At 48.4% G+C, this 19,204-nt stretch carries 10 protein-coding genes; all 10 read left to right on the top strand.

The features are described 5' to 3' along the window. Nucleotides 1-123 precede the first annotated feature (123 nt). Complete coding sequence (gene rpsB, locus L6472_RS10950) at nt 124-951, top strand: 30S ribosomal protein S2 (RefSeq protein WP_237805041.1); 828 nt, start codon at nt 124-126, stop codon at nt 949-951. A 39-nt stretch (nt 952-990) separates the two neighbouring features. After that, nucleotides 991-1,989, top strand: a complete 999-nt coding sequence (gene tsf, locus L6472_RS10945; RefSeq protein WP_237805039.1) for a translation elongation factor Ts — start codon at nt 991-993, stop codon at nt 1,987-1,989. A gap of 82 nt (nt 1,990-2,071) precedes the next feature. Beyond that, on the top strand, nt 2,072-2,689 hold the full coding sequence (locus tag L6472_RS10940; protein ID WP_237805036.1) for a fumarylacetoacetate hydrolase family protein: 618 nt from the start codon (nt 2,072-2,074) through the stop codon (nt 2,687-2,689). Nucleotides 2,690-2,695: 6 nt separating this feature from the next. Continuing rightward, nucleotides 2,696-6,244, top strand: coding sequence for a type IX secretion system sortase PorU (gene porU, locus L6472_RS10935; RefSeq protein ID WP_237805034.1), 3,549 nt, complete (start codon nt 2,696-2,698; stop codon nt 6,242-6,244). Nucleotides 6,245-6,274: 30 nt separating this feature from the next. Beyond that, complete coding sequence (gene porV, locus L6472_RS10930) at nt 6,275-7,450, top strand: type IX secretion system outer membrane channel protein PorV (protein WP_237805032.1); 1,176 nt, start codon at nt 6,275-6,277, stop codon at nt 7,448-7,450. Further along, complete coding sequence (ispF, locus tag L6472_RS10925) at nt 7,447-7,932, top strand: 2-C-methyl-D-erythritol 2,4-cyclodiphosphate synthase (RefSeq protein ID WP_237805030.1); 486 nt, start codon at nt 7,447-7,449, stop codon at nt 7,930-7,932. The genes porV and ispF overlap by 4 nt, the downstream gene beginning before the upstream one ends. Before the next feature lie 87 nt (nt 7,933-8,019). Further along, complete coding sequence (locus L6472_RS10920) at nt 8,020-13,215, top strand: CotH kinase family protein (RefSeq protein WP_237805028.1); 5,196 nt, start codon at nt 8,020-8,022, stop codon at nt 13,213-13,215. Nucleotides 13,216-13,653: 438 nt separating this feature from the next. Continuing rightward, nucleotides 13,654-16,497, top strand: coding sequence for a M16 family metallopeptidase (locus tag L6472_RS10915; RefSeq protein WP_237805026.1), 2,844 nt, complete (start codon nt 13,654-13,656; stop codon nt 16,495-16,497). 594 nt (nt 16,498-17,091) lie between these two features. Beyond that, nucleotides 17,092-18,366, top strand: a complete 1,275-nt coding sequence (locus L6472_RS10910) for a glycosyltransferase family 4 protein (RefSeq protein WP_237805024.1) — start codon at nt 17,092-17,094, stop codon at nt 18,364-18,366. Further along, nucleotides 18,363-19,151, top strand: a complete 789-nt coding sequence (locus L6472_RS10905) for a glycosyltransferase family 2 protein (RefSeq protein WP_237805022.1) — start codon at nt 18,363-18,365, stop codon at nt 19,149-19,151. Before L6472_RS10910 ends, L6472_RS10905 begins: the two co-directional genes overlap by 4 nt. Nucleotides 19,152-19,204: the final 53 nt, after the last annotated feature.

Here is a 19,204-nt window from a genome sequence, read left to right as displayed (position 1 = left end):
TCTGCTCCGAGAATGAATGAGGCGATGCCTCGCTCTGTTCTCACCACAGTTCTCAATTACTCTCGGATTGATCTAACAAGATTAAAAAGAAAGTAAACAAACAATTAAAGCATTTAAGAAAAAATGGCAAGAACAAATTTTGATATGCTGTTGCAGGCTGGCTGTCACTTCGGTCACCTGAAGCGTAAGTGGAACCCCGCCATGGCTCCCTACATCTACACTGAGCGTAATGGTATTCACATCATTGACCTCCACAAGACTGTTGTTAAGGTTGATGAGGCAGCAGAAGCTCTGAAGAACATTGCTCGCAGTGGTAAGAAAATCCTCTTCGTAGGTACTAAAAAACAGACTAAAGAAGTTATCGCCGAGAAGGCAGCAAGCGTTAACATGCCTTATGTTATTGAGCGTTGGCCCGGTGGTATGCTGACCAACTTCCCCACCATCCGCAAGGCTGTGAAGAAGATGGCTAATATTGATAAGCTCATGCAGGACGGTACCTATGGTAACCTGTCTAAGCGCGAGCTGCTGCAGATTACTCGTCAGCGCGCTAAGCTGGAGAAGAACCTCGGTTCTATCGCTGACCTGACTCGTCTGCCAAGCGCCCTGTTCGTTGTTGACGTTATGAAGGAGCACATTGCTGTTGCCGAGGCTAACCGTCTGGGTATCCCCGTATTCGGTATCGTTGATACCAACAGCGATCCTAAGAACATCGACTTCGTGATCCCTGCTAACGATGATGCAAAGGATAGTGTAGAGGTTATCCTCAACGCTTGCTGCGCTGCCATCGCTGAGGGTGTCGAGGAGCGTAAGGTTGAGAAGGCCGACGAGAAAGCTGCTGATGCTCAGGCAGAGGCTGCTGCTGAGGAGGCTAAGCCTAAGCGCACACGTCGTGCTCGTAAGGATGAGGCTGCTGAGGCTCCTGCCGCAGAAGAGGCTCCCGCTGCTGAGTAATTTTTAGAATTGAAGAATAAAAAATTGAAGATTTAGATTATGGCAATTTCAATTGACGATATCAAGAAGCTTCGCGCTATGACTGGTGCTGGTCTGGCTGATGTTAAAAAGGCTCTGACCGAGGCAGAAGGTGATTTCGATCGCGCTAAGGAACTGCTTCGTGAGCGTGGCCTGGCTATCGCTGCAAAGCGTTCAGACCGTGAGACCTCTAATGGTTGCGTGCTCGTTAAGAAGGTAGGTAACTTCGCTGCTATTATCGCCCTGAAGTGTGAGACTGACTTCGTTGCTAATGGTGCTGACTTCATCGCTTTGACACAGGCTGTCCTCGATGCTGCTATCGCAGCTCAGGCTAAGACTCTGGACGAGGTGAAAGAGCTGACCTTGGCTGATGGTCAGAAGGTTCAGGATGCTGTTACACAGCGTTCTGGTATCACTGGTGAGAAGATGGAGCTTGATGGCTACCTGACTCTTGAGGGTGACAATATTGAGGTTTACGATCACATGGGTAAGCACACACTGTGCACCATGGTTCAGACCAACAAGGAGAATGCAGAGGCTGGCCACAAGGTTGCAATGCAGGTTGCAGCTATGAAGCCCGTTGCTCTGAATGCTGATCAGGTTGACCAGAAGATACTTGACGAGGAGTATAACACTGCTGTTGAGAAGACTAAGCTGGAGCAGGTTGAGAAGTATGTAGAGGTTGTTCTGAAGAAAGCAGGTATCAACCCCAATCTCGTTGACAGCGAGGATCATATCGCAAGCAACATCAACAAGGGTTGGCTCACCGAGGAGCAGGCTAAGGAAGCTCGCGAGTTGAAGGAGAAGGCTGCTGCTGAGAAGGCTGCTTCGCTGAATCCTAACATGATCGAGAACATCGCTAAGGGTCGTGTTCAGAAGTTCCTGAAGGAGAACTGCCTGGTTGACCAGGAGTTCCAGTTCGGTGACGGCGACAAGGCTACTGTTGCACAGTGGCTGAAGACTCAGGATAAGGAACTCGAGATTGTTGCTTTCCGTCGCTTCACACTCGTTGCTGAGTAAATCAACGGCAAATAAATAATGGATAAGGCGGATGTATCGTGCATCCGCCTTTCTTTTTACCTAAAGCGTAGTTTGTGGTGTTATGAAGATTTTTGGAGTAGGAATGAACTACATCCAGCACAATAAAGAGTTGGATGGAGCGTTATATAAACCAGAGCATCCTGTGATTTTTACAAAGGCCGATTCTGCTTTGTTGAAGGACAGAAAACCCTTCTTTATTCCAGACTGGTGCCAACGAGTAGATTACGAGGCTGAGGTGGTGGTGCGCATCTGCCGCTTAGGAAAAGGGATTCCTGCGCGTTTTGCCCATCGCTATTATGATGCGGTGACGGTAGGTATTGATTTTACCGCTCGTGATATGCAGGAAGAAGCTCGCAAGTTGGGTAATCCGTGGACTATCTGTAAAGGTTTTGATGGTAGTGCTGCCATTGGCGAGTGGGTTGAAAAGGAGAAATTTCGCGATGTTCAGGCTTTGGATTTCCATCTTGACATCAACGGACAGACTGTGCAAGTAGGAAACACCTGTGAGATGCTCTATAAGATAGACGAACTGATTGCGTATCTCTCACAGTTCTTTACGCTGAAAACCGGCGACTTGCTTTATACCGGTACCCCCGTAGGTGTAGGACCTGTGAAGATTGACGACCACCTGGAGGGATTCCTGGAAGACCGAAAAGTGTTAGACTTTACATGTAAATAAGACATAATGAAGAAACGAATCGTCATCATGATTTGCTGCGTGCTGGCAGGGATGGTAACCACCTCTGCGCAAGACTTTTATAACTTAACGGCAGCTGAGGTCAAGATTGATTCGGTTCTTCCTTTTTTTTCACGCGTCTATGATTTAGATGCTCATTATGCAGACTCAGCTTATAGCGTCACGATAGCTTATCCAGAATTTATCGATATGTCTGAAGCTGATATCGAACGCTATCACAAGATTTCATCATCCCCTCTGCCAGAACTGCCCATCATAGAACAGTATATTGGCGTCTCTCGTAAACAAGCATCGCTGCATGTGGGCTTTGTACCGCTGGTCTATCGAGATGGTAAGTATCAGAAGCTTGTCAGCTTTAAGTTGAAGTTGCAGGCCACTCCTGTCAACAAGCGTCATGCCATGATGCGCAGCGCTACGGAAAAACGCTATGCAGACCATTCAGTCTTGGCATCGGGACAATGGGCAAAAATCAGTGTTCCCGAGACGGGCATCTATCAGATAACTGACGCACTGGTTCGTCAGGCAGGCTTTAGTGATATTAATAAGGTAAAGGTCTATGGCTATGGAGGCGCTCTTCAGCCCGACGTTTTGACTGGCGATTATCTGATGTCAACTGATGATTTGAAGGAAGTGCCACAATGCATCGTGAATGGCAAGCGGTTGTTTCATGCCATTGGGCCAGTGGGGTGGAGAAGTGCCACTGCCACAGAGCGCACTCGCAACTTCTATGTTGACTACGGCTGCTATTTCCTGACACAGACAGATGACGCACCGATCACCGTAGATAGCCTTACCTTCGCTGATAGTTTCTATCCCACCACAAATGATTTTCACACGCTTCATGAAATAGATAACTTTGCATGGTATCATAGTGGCCGCAATCTGTCTGAAAGTACACTCTTGACGACTTCGGGCGTCAGTTATGAGTTGCCATCACACACCACAAGCGCACAACTGACTGTAAAGCTGACCAGCGATAATGTCTTCGAAGTAGAAGTGCTGTTAAATGGGGCTTCGGTTGGTGTGATAACTAATACCTCAGAACTTCCATCCTATACTAAGGCCATGGAACTAACCAAGATCTTTGCGCTTGATGGCATTTTGAAGGAGACTAATAACTTGACGCTGAGACTTAAGTATGGTGCTGCGGTACGTCTGGATTATCTATGCCTGACACATCCCACCCCTGTGGCAATGCCCAGTTTGACCCATACGTCTTTTAAGGCCCCCAGTTTCGTTTATCGGATTACGAATCAGGACCACCATGCCGATCAACCTGCCGACATGGTTATCATTATTCCAACCAGCCAGAAAGTCCTGTCGCAGGCATTGCGTCTGAAAGAGTTGCATGAATCAAAAGATGACATGCGAGTAACAATAGTTCCTGCCGATGAACTGTATAATGAGTTCTCAAGCGGAACACCCGATGGCAATGCCTATCGTCGCTATCTGAAGATGCTGTACGACCGTGCCGAAACTGAGGCAGATGCACCCCGCTATCTGTTGCTTTTTGGTGATGGTGCGTGGGATAACCGTATGCTTAGCTTAGGTTGGCGAAGCTATTCTGCCGACGATTTCCTGTTGTGTCACGAGGGTGAAAACTCCTTTAGTGAGACAGATAGCTATGTTTCGGATGACTATTTCTGTCTGCTCGATGACGGTGAGGGAGCAAGGCTCACCGTGAGCGATATGGTCGATGTGGGTGTCGGCCGTCTGACGGCGCGCACAGAGGAAGATGCGAAGGTGATGGTTGATAAGATTGTGAGCTACCGTAACAACGAGATGGCTGGTTCATGGCAGAATACCCTTTGTTTTCTGGGTGACGATGGCAATGACAATGACCACATGCGAGCTGCAGAGTCGGCTGCCACTGCTGTCGAGAAGTCTTATCCCAACTACCAGATAAAGCGCATCTATTGGGACGCTTATCCACGTGTGGCTTCTTCTACTGGCTACAGCTATCCAGAAGTAGAAAGTGTTGTCAAGCAACAGATGAAGGATGGCGCCTTGGTTATGGACTATTGTGGACATGGTGCAGCCTACTGTCTCTCTCACGAAATGGTGTTACAGCGTGCTGACTTCGAGCAGCAGACATCCTTGCGCCTTCCGCTTTGGATTACCGCCTCGTGCGATATTATGCCCTTCGATTCGCAAGAAGAGAATATCGGAGAAACAGCGATGCTGAACCCGAAAGGTGGTGCTATTGCCTTTTTCGGCACCACACGTACGGTGTGGTCTAATGCCAACAGAGAGGTGAACAGGGCTTTCTTGAATAATGCGCTTGCGTCAACCAATGGACAAAGGAATACCCTTGGTGATGCGGTGCGTCTGACCAAGAATGAAGTATGGAATACTGCATATCCATATAATAAACTACATTATACGTTGTTGGGCGATCCAGCGTTGAGCCTGGCAACTCCAACTGGCGAGATTGTGGTGGACAGCATCAATGATAAGGCTGTTGCCGATGGTGTCGTAACATTAAAAGCAGGAGAAAGGGTGGTTGTCAGAGGCCATGTGGTGAATCCAGAATCATCCAATAACGCTACGGCCAATTCCAAAATCATTGATACACAGTTCAATGGTGTCGTCAGTATGATGGTCAGAGATGTTGAGGAATCAATCATCTGTCGTCAAAACAGTGAAAGCGACACCTACTCTGCATTTGTGTTTCAAGATCGTCCCAACGTCCTGTATGTTGGTTCAGATAGTGTCCGTAGCGGACGTTTCACCATCTCTTTCGCAATGCCGAGCGACATCAGCTATGGCGAAGATAAAGGACTCATCAACCTCTATGCGTATAGTGACAATGGTCAAGAAGTGCATGGTCGCAACGACTCGTTTATGATGACAGGCAATGCGAATCTGGCAAACGATGGTATAGGACCGTCCATCTATTGCTATCTGAACAACAGCTCGTTTACTAATGGCGATGCCGTTAATACCACACCTTACTTCTTTGCCGAGATAACGGACAAGGATGGCATCAACGCATCAGGCAGTGGCTTGGGCCATGATCTGGAGTTGATCATAGACAATGAGCCCATGAAGACCTATCGGTTGAACGACTATTTCCATTATGCTTTTGGAGAATACACCAGTGGCACCGTTGGTTACAGCATACCCGCGCTCAGCGAAGGTCCTCACACGCTGCTCTTCCGTGCATGGGATGTGCTCAACAATGCTTCTACGTCCGAACTGAAGTTTAATGTTGTCAAAGGTCTTGAACCTCAGTGCTTCAGTGTGATGTGCACCAAGAACCCAGCCACCACCTCTACCTCGTTTATTGTCAGTCACGATCGCACCGGCAGCAATATGGATGTGCTTGTCGAAGTCTTCGACATGTCTGGTCGCCTGTTGTGGTCGCACAGCGAGAACGGCGTATCTACCGACAATACCTATACGGTCAACTGGAACCTGACGGTTGAAGGCGGCAGCAAGTTGCAGACCGGTGTGTACCTCTATCGGGTGCTTATCGGGACTGAAGGTAGTCGTAAAGCCTCTCAAGCAAATAAATTGATTATACTTAGACAATAATACATCATTGCCTGCGTTATTATTTAAGCAATGAACAAGATTATGATGAAACCACTGTTGACAGTCTTCTGCGCCCTGATGTCTGTTGCTCCCATGCAGGCAGAAGACTATAAGACCACGACGTTCAACCCCGTTGAACATGCAGTTATCTCGCAGACCATCGCTCCCGATGCCCGTGCTGCTGGTATGGGTGATGTCGGTGCTGCTACCGATCCCGATGTTAACTCTCAGTATTGGAACCTTGCTAAGTATCCTTTTTGCATCAGTCGTTCGGGCATCGCTTTGAACTACACCCCCTGGTTGCGCCAGCTGGTCAACGATATCGACCTGGCCTATGTAGCTGGTTACTATCGTGTGGGTGAATATGGCGCCTTGTCAGGTTCGTTGCGCTATTTCTCTCTGGGTGAAGTCTATACCGATTACGACACAGAGAACGCCATGACCGTGAAGCCATACGAGATGTCGTTTGATGCGGCCTACTCGCAGATGTTGAGCGAAACATTCTCACTTGGTGTCGGACTGCGTTGGATATACAGCGATTTGCGTTATGACTATAGCGATGACTCTAAGCCGGCATCAGCCTTTGCTGCCGATATTGCTATGTACTACAACAACTACCTCATGCTGGGCAACCGTGAATGTCAGCTGGGTTTGGGTCTGGTGGCCAGCAACATCGGTTCAAAGATTTCCTATTATGGCGACGACGAGAGTCAGTTTATTCCTGCCAACCTGCGTTTGGGAGCCTCTCTGATGATTCCCTTCGATGAGTACAATCGTTTTTCCATTGCCGCTGATGCCAACAAGCTGATGGTCCCCACCGTGCCACGTCAGATGGTGGATGAAGACAACTCCACCTATCAAGACCGTGTGCGCAAGGAATATTCTGACGTAGGAGCTATCAAGGGTATGTTCCAGAGCTTCAGTGACGCCCCTGGCGGTTTCAAGGAAGAGCTTGAAGAAGTGCAGTGGAGTGTTGGTGCCGAGTATGTCTATCATGATCAGTTTGCGCTGCGTGCCGGTTATCACCATGAGTCCGAGTCCAAGGGCAACCGTAAGTACTTCACTGTCGGTGGCGGCTTCCGCATGAATGTATTCTCTCTTGATGTGGGCTATGTCATCTCTACCGCTCAGTCAAATCCCCTTGACCAAACCCTTCGTTTCACCTTGGCCTTCGATATGGACGGCCTAAAAGACTTGTTCAAATGACAAACATCCGAGTAGGAATGGGCTATGATGTCCATCAGTTAGTAGAAGGTCGTGATCTCTGGATGGGCGGCATCAAGTTAGACCACACCCTGGGGCTTCTCGGTCATAGTGATGCAGATGTGTTGATTCATGCCATTTGCGATGCCATCCTTGGTGCAGCCAATATGCGCGACATTGGTTATCACTTTCCCGATACATCGGCCGAGACCGACGGCATGGACAGTAAGATTATCCTCAAGAAAACCATCGAGTTGATAGCCACTAAAGGTTATTGCTTGGTCAATATTGATGCCACTATCTGTGCCGAGAAACCCAAGATGAATCCTCATATACCCGCCATGCAGCAGTGTATGGCGCAGATTATTGGTTGCGATGTCGATCAAATATCCATTAAGGCAACAACAACAGAAAAGCTTGGTTTTACGGGCCGTCAAGAAGGAATTGCGGCTTATGCTGTTGCCCTAATTGAGCGTATCTCATAAAAAAAGATGTGAATTTACACCTAATTTCGAAATATTATTCCTATCTTTGCGCAGTAAAAACTAACTTATTACTGCAATCAAATAATCATGAAAAGGAAACGTATTTCGATATTGGGTCTTTTCTTGTGTCTTTCCATTGCTTTACAAGCTCAACAGTGGACCGATGTAACCAGTATCTTTTTGAAAAGCCCATCGTTCGATGACAATTCCATCGATGGATGGACCTACACTTACAATTCTCAGTCGTTTAATATCAGGCTTCAGAGTGCTGAGTTCTTCAATGGCACTTTCGATATCTATCAGATGCCAACCCTCCCCAAGGGACATTATCGCCTGTCGGTGCAGGCCTATTTCCGTATATCCAATAATCAGATATCGTGGAATGCCCATCAGAACCAAACGGAAAACATTACGGCCCAGTTGTATGCCGGCAATCAAACAAAGACTCTGAAAAGCGTTTATGATTATTCCTTTGAGTCTTATAGAAACAATTGCTGGTCGCCTGATGGCTCTGTTTACTTCCCCAATACTATGGAGTCAGCTAATGAGGCATTCAATGATGGTGGCTATATAAACGAGATTGAGTTCGATGCCGACGGCCAGATTCAGTTGGGGCTGCGCAATCTCAGTCGCGACTATAGCGATAACTGGTGCATGTTCGACAATTTCAAGCTTGAGTATCTGGGCGAGTTCAATCAGGTGGCGGTCAGCAATATAGAGTTCACCGCGCCGAAAACCACGCTTCAGGTAGGCGAGGAAATCACCCTTGTCGCTCGTGCGCTACCCGAAAACGCCACCAATCGCGAGTTGAAATGGGTCGTAGATAATCCTTTTGTGATTACCGTAGGAGCCGACGGCCGCTTGATAGCTCGCGGTGTGGGAACAGCCCATGCTACCGTGCAGACCGTGGATGGTTCCAATCTGTCTCGCACGCTGACCTTCCAAGTGAAACAAGCACCAACAACTATCGACACCCGTCAGTGGGTGGACATCACCTCTTCCTATCTGACCAATCCCGATTTCACAACAAACGCCTCTTTTGAGGGTTGGGATGTGACGCGCATTAATGGCACAAACACCGTGCGTGCCGGTTCTATGGAGTTCTGGAACGCCTATATGTTTACGGCACAACAGCAAATCAAGGGGTTGCCCAGCGGTACTTATCGCCTCAGTGTGCAGGGCTTCCATCGTGGTTATGATTTAAATCCTACACTCTCAGCCTATTGCAATAGTCAGCAGGACCGCTTTGCCTATCTTTTTGCCGACGACAATCGTGTGCTGATGCCTTCCTATTACGATCTGCGTTATCAGACTGACGAATACAATGACTGGCAACATTATAGGATAGCGCAAGATGAAGGCTATTACGACGACTATGCTTTCCCTAACACGATGGAGACAGTATTGGTGGCTTATGGCGACAACAACTACAGAACATCCCTTGAATTCACGCTGAACAATGCATCTAACGATGTCAATATTGGTGTGACCCTTGATGATCAGATTTACCGTTCGGGCAACTGGTGTATCTTCAGTCATTTCCGTTTGGAGTTCTGTGGCGATATGGTTAAGGTGAACAATATTCAGTTCTCCGATGCTAACACCGAACTGGTGGTCAACGAAACCACCCAGATCAATGCCACCGTGCTGCCTGCCAATGCCATGATCAGACAACTGAGTTGGTCGTCTAACAACGAGCAAGTGGCTGTGGTCAGTCAAGAAGGCATTGTCAGGGCAATAGCTCCAGGCACGGCGGTCATCACTGCGATGGCTACCGATGGCTCGGGTGTGTCTCGCAGTGTAACGGTCACCGTGAAGAAGAGTGGGGAAGTGACCGGTTCTTTGGTCATCAACGAGGTGATGGCTGCCAATGTCGATCAGTTCGTCAGCCCCGCCTATAACTTCGATGGTTGGGTAGAGCTCTATAACTCTTCTAATCAGACACTCGATCTGACCGGACTTTACTTCAGCGATGAGGCCGGCAATCTCAAGAAGTGGCGCATGCCAGCCACCGTTGGTACCATCCCTGCCCGTGGCTATAAAGTCGTCTGGTTCGACAGCAATAACATCGCTTCGCAGAACGCCCCGTTCAAGCTCGATGTTGATGGCGGCACCATCTACCTGAGCGATGCCGATGGCAAACTGTTAGCCAGCCAGGCCTATCCTCAGGCCATGGAACGTGTCAGCTATGCCCGCACCACCGATGGCGGCAGTACCTGGGGACAGACCTCCATGCCTACGCCTGAAGCCACGAATGCTACGAGCCGCTTTGCCACCGAACAGTTGGCTGCGCCCGCCGTTGATCAGGACTCACGCCTCTTCGATGGTCCTTTCACTGCCACGGTCACCATCCCCTCTGGAGCCACCTTGCGCTACACCACTGACGGCTCGCTGCCTACGTTAGACAATGGCAGCACTTCTACCAATGGCACCTTCCGCATCTCAGAGACCACCAACCTGCGTCTGCGCCTGTTTGCCAACGACAAGCTTGCTTCGCCCGTGACCACACGTTCTTATATCTATCGCATCCGCGACTTCATGTTGCCCGTCGTTTCTGTTGTTGCCGACGACCGCTTTATCTATAGCACCGAGATGGGCGTGTTTGCCAAAGGTCCCAACGGGCGTCCGGGCAACGGCCAGTCTGAGAAGTGCAACTGGAACATGGACTGGGAGCGACCTGTCAACTTCTCGTATCTCTCGGCACAGGGTGACATGGTATTCAACCAGGATGTCGATCTTGAGATGTGTGGCGGATGGAGCCGTGCCTGGGATCCTAAGGCTTTCAAACTGAAAGGTAATAAGGAGATGGGAGGCAATAAGAACCTGCTCTATCCCTTCTTCTCGGCAAAGCCCTATAACCGCAATCGCACCCTGCAGATTCGTAATGGCGGCAACGACAACAACTGTCGATTGCGTGATGCCGCCCTTCAGATGATAGCCAGCTCAGCCCATCTAAACCTAGATTATCAGGAGTTCCAGCCCGTCCACGAGTTTGTGAATGGCCAGTATATGGGCATGCTGAATGTGCGTGAGCCCAACAACAAACATTTTGTCTATGCTAACTACGGATGGGACGACGACGAGATCGACCAGTTCGAGATGTCGCCCGACTCAGGCTATGTGCAGAAGTGTGGCACAAAAGATGCTTTCCTCGATCTGGTCAGCCTCTCGGAGTCGGCAGCCAATCCTGAGACCTATGCCGAGATATGCAGTGTGCTCGACATCGATGCCTATGCCAACTATATGGCGCTGCAGCTCTATCTGGCCAACTGGGACTGGCCTCAGAACAATGTCAAGGGCTTCCGCCATCAGGACCATGGCAAGTTCCGCTTCGTCACCTTCGACCTCGATGGCGTGTTCAGCTCTAACGATCCTTTCAATGGCTTCATGGGTAAGGAGAACTACACCTTCGACCAGCTCTATCCCGTCGAACTGGGACGTATCAGCGATCAGATACGCTTTGTCACGCTCTTCCGCAACATGCTTGCCAATAGCGACTTCCGTCGTCGCTTCACCGATGTCTATTGCATGATGGGCGGCAGCGTGTTCGAGGCTCAGCGCTCGATAGATATCATCAACGGCATTACCGGCATCACCAATCCTGCCTTGGCACTGGAGGGACGTTCCGCCAACAATACCGCCAAACAGCTGAAGGACAATCTCAGCAATCGTCTGCTGACGTCTATCCGCGACCTGTGCAATTATCAGCCCCTCGACTTAGATTTTAACAGTCGTCAGTACGTATTGCTCAGCACCGATGTTGCCGATGCACAGCTGCTGATCAACGGCATACAGGTACCTACCAGTCGCTTTGCTGGTTACCTCTTTGCGCCAACCACGCTTCGTGCGGTGGCTCCTGGCGGCTATGTGTTCCAAGGGTGGAAACAGAAGGCTTCGATGAAAGAGACGCAGCTCTTTGCCACTGGCGCCACGTGGTCATACTACGACCAAGGCTCGTTAGATCATGCGGACTGGACCTCTCCTGCCTATCAGACCACAGAATGGAAGACGGGTGGCGCACCTTTGGGCTACAACAACCCCAATGTCTCTGAAACCACACGCCTTGACTTTGGCGACAATGCCAACGACAAGCGTCCCACCTACTACTTCCGCAAGAATGTGGTGCTGAATGCAGCACCCTCAGCCACGACTCAGTTCCGTCTCTACTGTACCCTCGATGATGGAGCAGTGGTCTATGTCAACGGTCAAGAGGCCGGCCGCTATAACATGCCCTCTGGCCTTGTGACTTACAACACGTTTGCCACGACCTATGCCAATGATAATCCCGACCGTGTCTTCTTCACGCTCGATGCCTCTCTGTTCCAGCGTGGCAGCAATGTTATTGCCGTCGAACTGCACAATAACCAGGCCAACTCAACAGACGTTGTCTGGGATGCCTCGTTCAGCATGCTGGATGAAGACAATGCCACACCTAATTATTATTCTACGAAAGAGGAGATCACACTGCCCGAAGGCGATGTAGAACTGGTGGCAAGCTTCCGCCCCATGAACACCATCGAGCGAATGGGTCATAGCGTTAATCCTGTCTGCATCAACGAGGTGAGCGGTTCTAACAGCGTCTATATCAACGAATATGCCAAGAAGAACGACTGGGTGGAACTCTACAACACCACTGATGCCGACATCGACGTAGAGGGCATGTTCCTCACCGACGATATTGATCAGCCCATGAAGTACCAGATAGCAAAGGACGGCACCAAGGTCAACACCGTCATTCCTGCCCACGGTCATCTGCTCATCTGGTGCGACAAGCTCGCCACCACCGACCAGGCCCTGCATGCTTCGTTCAAGATCAGCGGCGAGGGTGGCTATCTGATGCTCTCCGACCGTGGTCGCACCTGGACCGACAAGTTCGTCTATAGTGCTCACGATGGCAACACCACGGTGGGTCGCTATCCTGATGGTGCTTCGGCCATCTATCAGATGAACGTGCCCACCATCGGGAAGACCAACATGCTCACCAGCTATCTGGTGGAGGAGCCGCAGCGCGACATCATCTCTGGCGTTCAGCCTGCTTTGATTGCTTCGGCCAATGGATTCCGCATCCGCTATGGTGCGCAGACCTTGTTCGTGAAGAGCGACGAGGCCGACAAGGCCGTTGTGGACATCTTCACCACCGACGGCCGACTGATAGAGCGCACCGCTGTCAACATTACTGGTGGCACGGCTCGCATCAACGTCTCTCATCTGCCCTCGGGCTTCTATGTGGCACGTGCCACCAACAGTCAGGACGCTCGCGTCAGCTGTAAGTTTATGAAGTAAGAGTAATCTCATTGATAAGATATGGCGGCACTATTCGCACGGAATAGTGTCGCCATTCTTTTGGTTTGGCAGCGCAGAAGTGGCACTTTTGCATTGCAATAGTTTAGGTTTTGGTTCCCGTCTAGCCCCTAGACGAGTCAATTCCAGCCCCTGGACGAGGTTGTTCCAGCCCTTGGAAATGATGCTTCCAGGGGCTGGAAGCAGGCTTTCCAGGGGCTAAACGTAAAACAGTTGTTTTGGTTTTAGACTTTAAAACAGCCATTTCTAGACTGTAGAACTGTTGCTTTTAAACTATAAAACTGCCGCTTTAAGCAAATGACGAGATGCCTTTATATATTAAATTGTATTAAATTGTTTGTCTGTTTAGGGAATAATGTTACCTTTGCGCCTCAAAAGACAGAAAAACTAAAATCATCTTATATAAACCCAATAACTATCATGAAATTTTTTTTAAGTATTGTTTTCACTTTAGTAAGTATTGTTGCATTTTCCCAAGAAGAGTGTACGTTGTTTGCACATCAGGACAAGATTGACCAGCAGGTGATACCAGCAGACTCCACTGTGCGCAAGGGCGTGTTGGCAAATGGTATGACCTATTATGTGTGTCGGTGTGATAATCCTGAAAAACGTGTCTATTTCGAATTGCTTGTCAAGGGCGGATCAATGGTGGAGAACGACAATGAACAGGGTATCGCACATTTCGTAGAGCATATGGCTTTCAAGGGAACGAAGCATTTCCCTAATAGCAGTGTGATTGAATTTATGCGACGCAACGGCATCCAGTTCGGACATGATAGCAATGCCTTTACTGGATACAATACGGTGCGCTACTTGCTTCACTATATTCCTGCAGACAATACTTTACTGCTGGATTCCTGTCTGCTGCTGATGCGCGATTGGGCTAATGATGTTGTCATCACGGATAAAGACGTGGAGAGTGAGCGTAATGTTATAGTAGAGGAATGGAGAATGCGCAAGGCTTCGCCTTCTGGTGAGCAAGTTTTGAACGAGATCTTTAATTATTCCGCCTATACGAAACGTAGTCCCATAGGCGACATGGATATTATCAGAAACTGTTCGCCACAATTGATACGCGATTTCTACCATCGTTGGTATGAGCCGCAGAACCAGACAGTCATCGTTGTGGGTGATGTTGACCCTGACGTAATGGTGGATAAGCTGAAAGCACACTTTGGGGACAGAGCGCGCGGCAAACATGTCGTTGCTCCATTTTCCGAGATTCCTAATGCTAATGGTCTCCGTTTACGTTGCTATCAGGATAAAGCCCAAAACGCTTTTGATGTATCGTTTCTGATGAATGTTCCAGAGTTGGCTGCTGAATCCCGTCATACAATTGGAGGTATACGTACAGACTATATTCGTGATAAGATTACGAACATTATGCAATGGAAAATTGGGGACTTGCAAACTCAAATCACAGGATTGGCAAGTTTTGACTCTTCTTTAAAGATGGAGCTCGTAGATGGGGGACAAGAGCTTCTCTCTTTCAAACTCTCGAGTGCTCCTGACCAGTGGCAGTCAACGTTGGAAACACTCATGAAGCAGGTGGAACTGATTCGCCGCAAGGGATTCACTCATCAAGAATGGAAGGAGACCTACACTGTCAGTATGCCTGAATTCAATGCTGACACGACAGCCCTCATACTGGTTGACACAACCTTTGTGGAACGCACATCTAAACAACGCACAAGCGTAGATTTGATGAAAGCTTGTACAAACAACTTCCTAAAAGGAAAGACGATTAAGCAGCCAATGGCAAGTGAAGTGGCGCATAGTTACATTGTATCCACGATGACACAAGAGCAGATGCACCAAGAATTCCTCAAGCTGACCGACGACCGAAACCTGCTCATTACAATGATGTTTCCTGACAATGTGAAAGCGCCTACGGAAGATGAGGCTTTGGCTGTGATTGAACGGGTGAAGCGAATGTCGGATGACGAATTGCTCAGCGTTGAAAACACGAAAGAAAGTGAACCGGAAGAGAAAGATATTGATAGCGTTGAAGTTATCACCGTTCCTCCTTTGGCGAAAAAGATTAAAGTTCTGAATGATAGTATCAGTGAAGTCTTTTTGCCGAATGGTGTAAAAGTGGTTTTATGGAAGGATAAAGGCAGTAGCCAATTGCGTTTTGCTTTTCGTCGCCCATCAGGTTTCTCTATGTTGAAGAACGACGAGTATGGTTATCGAAACATGCTGAATAATTGTGTTGTCAAATATAAGAGCTTCCCTGATTTTTCTGCAGGCGATTATGAGGACAACCTCGAGATCACAGTTTACGATCATAGTGCTGTCGAAGGAAGTCTTAAAGGCTTCTATCTAAACTTGACCAATGTTGATGTGGACTCGGTTAAGTTCAATAAGAGTCTGAAACAACTTCAGGAAAAAACCGCAACAAGTGACAACCCATTAATAACGGCAAGAAATAAAATTAAAAATCTGCCAAGTGCATCGCTTGACAGAATCAATGCACTGACAGCTGATCAACTCTCTGCATTCTCTTTAGACCATTTCCGCCAGATAGTGAAAAAGTATAAATCTAATTATAATGGCTCTGTGCTGTTGGTTCATGGAAACTACGAAATAGACAGCATCATGCCATCTATTATGAAATATATTGCAACTCTTCCATCGGAGAAAAAGCCCGTGAAGCGAATGGTATGGCCTTCAGACCACTATAAAACTAGTAATTCTACGCTGGTAGAAAAAGTGGAAATGGATAAGCCTTATTGCGAGACCTATATAATGTATGTTTGGGAGAAAGGATACAAATATACGCCACAGACAAATGCTCATAATAATGTGCTGCAGAGAGTTCTTGGAAAACTTCTTTTCAACGTGCTACGTAAGCAGCATAGTGATGTGTATTCACCTTTTTGTAGTGTGATTACCATAGTACAACCCATTCCTCGTCTGTACTGTCCTATTTTTTATACATGTGACCCCAGTCAGCGTGAGCGCATTGCTCAAGACGTGAGAGATATGGTCAATGATATGGTAGAAGGTGGTTTGATAACGCAAGAACTCATAGACAGCTCGGTGAAGGAGATAGAAACTTCTAATAAGCAGGTGATGGAATTCTTAAAAGCAAATAAGCAGGATCCATGTAATACTTATCTGAATCGTGAGTTTGGCGATGAGCTTGACGATCCTTTTGATTTGACTTGTGTTAGGCAGGTTACACCAGCTTCACTTAAAGCATATCTGAGAAAAATGCTCAAGAAAGGCAGTTGTCATATAGGGTACATTACGACGGAATAAGTTTGGCGGCTCCAAACGGATGGTTTGGGGCCGCCAAACGACTTGAATAGCGCCTCCAAACGGGTCGTTTGGGGGCGCTATTCTTTTTTACTTGCTGAAACACTTGCGGTAGGTGGTCGAGCCATCGCTTCCTATGCGGCTTTCGATGTTTCTGCGATATAGACAAGCGTTTTAGGGGTATAAATAAAAAAAAGTCCGCTGCAACTCTCTCGAGCAGCAGCGGAACAAGCCTATGTTTAACTAAAAATCCTTTTTCTCTAAAAGAAATTTTCAGTCCACAAAGGACTAAAAATTTGAAAGTTTAAAAGGGAGCTTCACAGCGACCTCCTGTTATCCTACAGTTGAAAACTTTCTCTTTTACCAATAACTAAAAACCTAAAACTATAAATATTACTACTAACCTAAAACAATCTATTAACCTTTTGATGATGCAAAGGTACGCACTTTTTTAGAATCAACAATCATATATTGCATTATTTTTCGAAATAAATGCAATGTTCTTGACGTAAATCAACCAATTGTGTGCGATAACAGCGAAAAAAACGCTGATTATGGCTGAATGTTACGAAAAAGTAAGTACCTTTGTCTTTGCTTATGAAAGTATTGATTGTAAACACGAGCGAAAAGACAGGGGGAGCGGCTGTTGCTGCCAACCGTCTGATGACTTCTCTTAATAATTATGGTGTTAAAGCCAAAATGTTGGTGCGCGACAAACAGACTCAGGACATCAGCGTTGTGGGGCTCAAAGGTAAACTGTCGAAACGATGGTATTTTCTTTGGGAACGTTTCGTGGTGTTCTGTCAGCTGCATTTCAAGCGCGAACACCTGTTCGAGATAGACCTGGCCAATGCTGGCACCGACATCACACGGTTGCCCGAGTTCGAGGAGGCCGACATCATTCACCTGCATTGGATCAATCAAGGCTTTCTGTCGCTGAACGTCATCGGGAAGATACTGCGTAGCGGTAAGCCCGTGGTGTGGACCATGCACGACATGTGGCCCGCCACAGCCCTCTGCCACCTGACGCTGGGGTGTACTAACTTCCGCACGGGTTGTATGAACTGTAAGTACTTGCCGGGCGGAGGAAGTAAACATGACCTGTCGGCACGCGTGTGGAAACACAAACAAGCCATGCTGGAGAAGGGGAATATCACATTCGTGACCTGCAGCAAGTGGCTGGAACAAGAAGCTAAGAGCAGCGCGTTGCTGCAAGGGCAGACCATTACCAGCATACCTAACCCCATCGATGTGAACACGTTTAGTCCGGGTTCGCGCGAAGAAGCATGTGTAGCAGAGGGCTTGCCCACCGACAAGCGGCTCATTTTGTTTGTCTGTCAGCGTGCTACCAATCCCAATAAAGGCATGCAGTATCTGGTTGATGCCTGCAGAAAACTGGCCGACGAAAAACCAGAGATGAAGGCGAATACGGGGGTCGTCATCCTTGGCGGACATGCTGACGAGGTGGCGCAACAGCTGCCTTTTGCGGCTTATCCCATGGGCTATGTCAGCGACCGCCAGCGCATTGTGCGCATCTATAGGGCGGCCAGCATGTTCGTGTTGCCCTCGCTCAGCGAGAATCTGCCCAACACCATCATGGAGGCTATGGCATGCGGTGTGCCTTGTCTGGGCTTTCGTGTAGGCGGTATTCCCGAAGAGATAGATCATCTGAAGAATGGCTATGTGGCCGACTATCGTTCGGTGGATGACCTGGCAAAGGGCATCGACTGGATTCTGAACAAGGCCGACCGCGCCCTGCTGAGCAATGAGGCCGTTAAGAAGGTGCATCATCACTACGCTACCCAGCAGGTGATGGTGCGCTATATCGAGGTCTATCAGCAAGTATTGGCTCAAAAACACTTGATGCTATGATTCGATTCACTGTTGTCACCATCACTTATAATGCAGAGCAGGTGCTGGAGCGAACGCTGCAGAGCGTGCTTAGTCAGACCTACGAGGGCGTGGAACATCTGATCGTTGACGGGCGCTCAACAGATGGCACCGTCAACATGGCACAGCGCTACAAGGAAGTGAGCGATGCCTCTGGCAATCATCATAAGGTCATCGTACAGTCGGAACCCGACCACGGTATCTATGATGCCATGAACAAGGGGTTGACGCAGGCCTCAGGCGATTATGTTGTGTTTATGAATGCGGGCGACTTTTTTCCGCAACCTGATACGATCGAACAAATAGTGCACCGCTGCAGACTCAGTGAGTGTGCTACAGCCGAACTGCCTGCCGTGCTCTATGGCAATACCGATATCGTCGATAGCGAAGGGCACTATCTGCGTCCGCGGCGCTTGCAGCCGCCAGCGCAGCTGTCGTGGCGTTCGTTTCGGCAGGGAATGCTGGTGTGTCATCAGGCTTTCTATGTGCGCACGGACATAGCCAAGAACCTGCAGTATGACACCCAGTATCGCTTCTCTGCCGATGTAGATTGGTGTATCCGTGTGATGCGTGAGGCCGAGCGTATGGGACTGCCGCTCTATAATATAAATATGGTGGTGGCTAACTATACCGAGGAGGGCGCCACCACGGCCAACCACCGTGCTTCGCTGAAAGAGCGCTATCGCGTGATGGTGAGCCATTATGGCCATGTCAGCACCTTCCTCATGCATTGCTGGTTTGTTGTGAGGTCCATCATAAAAAAGTAGTGATTCGATTGGAATCACTACTTTTTCTTGTTTTACAATTGTTCTATACTACT

The organism is Prevotella sp. E13-17 (assembly GCF_022024035.1).
Lineage (GTDB): Bacteria > Bacteroidota > Bacteroidia > Bacteroidales > Bacteroidaceae > Prevotella.
Note: the sequence above shows the minus strand (reverse complement) of the source record. Positions and strands in the feature narration are given on the sequence as shown.

Bases quoted from the DNA above. Each gene is read 5' to 3' on its own strand.
- rpsB (WP_237805041.1), top strand. From the start codon at position 124: ATGGCAAGAACAAATTTTGATATGCTGTTGCAGGCTGGCTGTCACTTC.
- tsf (WP_237805039.1), top strand. From the start codon at position 991: ATGGCAATTTCAATTGACGATATCAAGAAGCTTCGCGCTATGACTGGT.
- L6472_RS10940 (WP_237805036.1), top strand. From the start codon at position 2,072: ATGAAGATTTTTGGAGTAGGAATGAACTACATCCAGCACAATAAAGAG.
- porU (WP_237805034.1), top strand. From the start codon at position 2,696: ATGAAGAAACGAATCGTCATCATGATTTGCTGCGTGCTGGCAGGGATG.
- porV (WP_237805032.1), top strand. From the start codon at position 6,275: ATGAACAAGATTATGATGAAACCACTGTTGACAGTCTTCTGCGCCCTG.
- ispF (WP_237805030.1), top strand. From the start codon at position 7,447: ATGACAAACATCCGAGTAGGAATGGGCTATGATGTCCATCAGTTAGTA.
- L6472_RS10920 (WP_237805028.1), top strand. From the start codon at position 8,020: ATGAAAAGGAAACGTATTTCGATATTGGGTCTTTTCTTGTGTCTTTCC.
- L6472_RS10915 (WP_237805026.1), top strand. From the start codon at position 13,654: ATGAAATTTTTTTTAAGTATTGTTTTCACTTTAGTAAGTATTGTTGCA.
- L6472_RS10910 (WP_237805024.1), top strand. From the start codon at position 17,092: ATGAAAGTATTGATTGTAAACACGAGCGAAAAGACAGGGGGAGCGGCT.
- L6472_RS10905 (WP_237805022.1), top strand. From the start codon at position 18,363: ATGATTCGATTCACTGTTGTCACCATCACTTATAATGCAGAGCAGGTG.